General features: G+C 43.7%; 1 tRNA gene. It reads right to left on the bottom strand.

Annotated elements, in window-relative coordinates:
* Positions 1-576 precede the first annotated feature (576 nt).
* Positions 577-649, bottom strand: a tRNA-Thr gene (locus tag DY78_RS14510).
* Positions 650-1,075 lie beyond the last annotated feature (426 nt).

Here is a 1,075-nt window from a genome sequence, read left to right as displayed (position 1 = left end):
GGAAGCTGATCTTTTTTGTCCGAACAGCGTTCGGATTAATTTTACAATCTACCCTAAGATTAGCTCTGTAAGATCAATGGATCTTGCTGTGTACGTCTCGTGTACCAAAAATCACGAAATTAAATTTCAAAAACAAAAATCATTGCTAACGAGTCTGGGACAAAGCTTTCGGATATAATTCAGTTGCCGCTTCCGGTCAGTAGTAATTCCAGCTAAATTACGACTATCATTACGACACAACAAAACGAGTCACCACTATTCTGCTAGTGATGGCTCCTTAGTCGTACTGTTCAAATAATAAGTACTATTAAGAAATGACATCCCGGAAGCAAGTTAAAGTGTGAACGTACCGATATTGTTCTTAGTCGAGTGGTTTTCTCGGCTTAGAACAAGGACGATTTTTGAGATTAGCGGTCTTGGCTGAGCTCAAAAACGAAGCCAGTGACCGCTCTTTGGCGCCGGCTGGTCCCGGTACGAGAAACATTTTAACTTGCTGGAGGTCAACGTTCGAAGAGTTTTCCCAGACTCTAGCAATGATTTTTGTTTCACTATAAACAACTAGAAATAACGTCTTGAAGCCGTTTAGCAGATTTGAACTGCCGACCTCTTCCTTACCATGGAAGTGCTCTACCTGCTGAGCTAAAACGGCGTTAATCATTTAACAGTATACCAAAGGTTGGCTGCAAATTAAATATCAGTATTGAGCTGCTCCGTACCAGCCAAGCAATGGGCTCGGCAGGCCGTTTAAACCACCGCCGTCACACCGCTTCTAACCGCGAGTAACAACTTACCGTCCAAATACCATTACCCACCTTTAGGGGCTTACAAAGCGCCCACCAAGCCCCCGTCATGTTTATCAGGTGCTAATTGGCGCACTTCAAACCAACACCACAGCTATAGTTCATGCTTAGCCTTGAGACTTAGATTTACAACTGGCAAATAATCGGCCATTTGCTGCGCTTGAAAATCAATTCTTATTTATGAACACAAAAAAAGAACCACCGAAGTGATCCTTTACTGTTTGCATGGCAACGTCCTACCCTCGCAGGGAGCGATCCCCCAACTACTATCGGCG

Source organism: Lactiplantibacillus fabifermentans DSM 21115 (genome assembly GCF_000498955.2).
GTDB classification, from domain to species: Bacteria; Bacillota; Bacilli; order Lactobacillales; family Lactobacillaceae; genus Lactiplantibacillus; species Lactiplantibacillus fabifermentans.
The sequence above is the reverse complement of the archived record's forward strand: the minus strand, read 5'-3'. Positions and strand labels throughout refer to the sequence as shown.